This is a genomic window from Jiella pacifica, assembly GCF_010500815.1.
Lineage (GTDB): Bacteria > Pseudomonadota > Alphaproteobacteria > Rhizobiales > Rhizobiaceae > Jiella > Jiella pacifica.
The window spans coordinates 1-2,504 of record NZ_JAAAMG010000058.1; the positions used below are offsets into that span (position 1 = coordinate 1).

The 2,504-nt window shown below is 63.9% G+C and carries 2 protein-coding genes; both read right to left on the minus strand.

The window, feature by feature from the left end:
* Nucleotides 1–15 precede the first annotated feature (15 nt).
* Nucleotides 16–768, minus strand: coding sequence for an IS21-like element helper ATPase IstB (istB, locus tag GTK09_RS27000; RefSeq protein ID WP_163466473.1), 753 nt, complete (start codon nt 766–768; stop codon nt 16–18).
* 17 nt (nt 769–785) lie between these two features.
* Nucleotides 786–2,333, minus strand: coding sequence for an IS21 family transposase (gene istA, locus GTK09_RS27005; protein ID WP_163466474.1), 1,548 nt, complete (start codon nt 2,331–2,333; stop codon nt 786–788).
* Between the last annotated feature and the right edge of the window lie 171 nt (nt 2,334–2,504).

Sequence of the window (2,504 nt, forward strand, 5' to 3'; positions counted from 1 at the left end):
GGATTTCGGCGCGGGTCAATCCGTGACGGTGGCCGCGGCGGCTTTGGATTTTCGCATGCTTTCTCCTTTGAGGTCGATGCGGTGGGCGTTGTGGACGAGCCGGTCGAGGATGGCATCGGCGATCGTCGGGCTTCCAATCAGGTCATGCCAGCGCGACACGGGGACCTGGGCGGTGATCAAGGTGGATTTCCTTCGGTAGCGTTCCTCGCAGATTTCCAGGAGGTCGAGGCGCTGCTGGTCGGCGAGACCATGGGTGCCCCAGTCGTCGAGAATGAGGAGCTGGGCGCGGGCGAGTTTGTCGACGAGGCGCGGGAAGCGGCCGTCGAGCCTGGCCATGGCCAGATCCTCGAAGAGGCGCGGCATGCGGACATAAAGGACGGAATGATCGAGCCGTGCCGCCTGCCGCCCGAAGGCGCAGGCCAGCCATGTCTTGCCGGTGCCGGTCTGGCCGTTGAGGATCAGGTTCTCGCTGGCCTTCAACCATTCGCCTTGCGCCAACGCCATCAACTGGCGCCGATCGAGACCGCGGGCGGCGTTGAAGTCGATGTCCTCGATCGAGGCGTCGGGAAAGCGAAGCCGGGCGAGGCGCAGACGATTGGTGAGCCGCTTGTCGGCGCGCAGGGCCCCCTCCCGGTCGAGCATGAGGCCCAGCCATTCGTCCCGGGCCAGTTCCTTTGTTCCCGGTTGCTCGCTCAAATCACGATAGGCGCTCGCCATTCCGGCAAGGCCGAGCGCCTGCATCTGGTCGAGGGTCGGATGGTTCAGCATCAAAGACGGTCCTTGTCTCATTGATAGTAGCTGTTGCCGCGAATGTTGCCGTGCGGCGGCGCGGGTCTGACGGGCTCGGCGGGTTTGGCCTTTTCGAGCCCGGATTTGAGGATGGCGTTGACGGAGGAATAGGAGATCGCGTTGATCGTCAGCGCCCGTTCGCATGCTGCCTCGAGGCGCGATTTGTCGAAGCGGCGTGCGAGCGAGATGACGCCCATGGCAGAGCGATAGCCCTGCTCGGGATGCGGCCTGTCGCGCATCAGCCGCTCGACGAGAATGGCGGTATTGGCGCCGATCTTCGCCGCCTGCCGCATCAGGCTTTCCGGCGTGGTGCCGGCGTAGCGGCGATGCGACGAGGGCATGTGTTCGTTGACGGTGACGTGGCCCGATCGCGCCGATCGGCGAACATGGCTGGCGACGCGTTTGTGGTTATGGAAGATCTCGACAACCCGATGGGTGAGCCGCACATGGACCTGTTGGCCGATCAGGCCGTGCGGCACGGAATAGACGGTGCGCTCGACGTCGACGTGATAGTCGGGATGGACCTTGGCGGTCTTCCATTCGGCATATTCGAAGGGTGCTGACGGCAACGGCGACAGGGCCTCGCGCTCGATCGCCTCGAAGAGCTGTCGGCGGCTTTGGCCGACATGGCGCATCGGCCGGTCGTTCAGATCCTCGAGGAGTTCGCGGATCGCCAAGTTCAATTCAGACAGCGAGAAGAAGCGCCGATTGCGCAGACGCGCCAGAATCCAGCGCTCCACGATCAAGACCGCGCCCTCGACCTTCGCCTTGTCGCGGGGCTTTCGGACCCGGGTCGGCAGGATGGTCGTGTTGTAATGCTCGGCCATCGCCGCAAACGTCGCGTTGAGCGTCGGCTCGAACCAAAGCGGCTTGGCGACGCCGGCCTTCAGATTGTCGCAGACGATGCTTCTCGGCACACCGCCAAAGAAGGCCAAGGCCCGGCATTGGCCTTCGATCCAGTCCGGCAGCGCCTGGCTGAAGCTGGCATGGACGAAGGTGTAGGACGAAGCGCCGAGCACGGCGACGAAGATTTGCGCCTCGCGGAATTCGCCCTTGTCGGGATCGAAGATCGGCACCGTCTGGCCGGCATAGTCGGTCTGCATGACGCCTCCGGCCTCGAACCGGTTGCGGTAGCTCGGCGCGCGCCTGTTCTCGAAAGCCGAAAGACCAGCGCAGAACCAGGTGTAGCCGTAGCCGTTCGGATGCGCGGCGCGATATTCCTGCCACAACAGCGTCCGCGTCACGCCCTTGCGCTTCAGCTCGCGCGACAACGCCGCCCAATCCGGCTCGCTGAGATCACGTGGCGGCCGTCCCATGCGTTTGAACAGGATCGCTTCGAGCGTCGCGTCGTCGAAAGGTTCCGGCATCGGCCAGCCGACAATCCCGGCCTCGCGGGCGCGAAGCAGATAGGTCGAGACGCTCGTGCGGCTGATCCGCAGCCGTTCGGCCACTTCGCGCACCGAGAGTTTCTCGGCATGGGTCAGGCGAAGAATCGCCTCGATATCCTTCATGGTCGTTCGTTTCGCAGCTTTCCGTCTCGGCATCGGTCCCTCTCGCCTTCATCGGCGAGGAGCCTGCCAAAACGGCGCTCTCGAAATCCGCACCCAATCCAGGAATGTTCCGTCCGGGACTTGCCGAAATCGCTGTCCGCGACTTACCGAAATCCGTGTCCGCGACTTTCTGAAATCACTGTCCGGGACTTACCGAAACCCGCA